A 447-nucleotide genomic window follows, 5' to 3' on the forward strand; every position below is an offset into this window, starting at 1 on the left:
TTCGACAGGGCTGTGAGAGCCTCACGCGCATCGGCCACCAACATCTGCGCACCCTGCTTGGCGGCATCAAAGGACCCCACATTGACGTTGACGAACGTCACGTCCGGATTTTTAAAGGCCGTCTGTGAACCGGTGGTGAAATCGGAGTACCGCGTACCAATGCCGATGATGAGGTCGGCCTGGGCCGCCAGCGCATTCGCTGAGTCGGAACCAGTCGCACCAACGCCACCAACGGCACACGGATGATCCCAATTGATTGCACCCTTCCCCGCCTGGGTGTCGGCGACCGGGATGCCGGTAGCAGATGCGAAGTCCCGCAGCTCCTGGCTGGCCTCGGAGTAGATCGTGCCTCCACCAGAAATGATGAGTGGACAGCGTGCGGCACGGATGGCTTGCGCTGTACGCACCAGAGCGGCCCTATCGGGAAGGCGACGATCGATGTACCAC

1 pseudogene is annotated in these 447 nt (G+C 61.5%); it reads right to left on the reverse strand.

Features of this window, described 5'->3' with window-relative positions:
- Nucleotides 1-447: pseudogene (locus tag ACLFKU_RS44185) on the reverse strand (3D-(3,5/4)-trihydroxycyclohexane-1,2-dione acylhydrolase (decyclizing)); the annotation flags it as partial.

The sequence above is a fragment of the Paraburkholderia sp. EG304 genome (assembly GCF_046543485.1).
GTDB classification, from domain to species: Bacteria; Pseudomonadota; Gammaproteobacteria; order Burkholderiales; family Burkholderiaceae; genus Paraburkholderia; species Paraburkholderia youngii.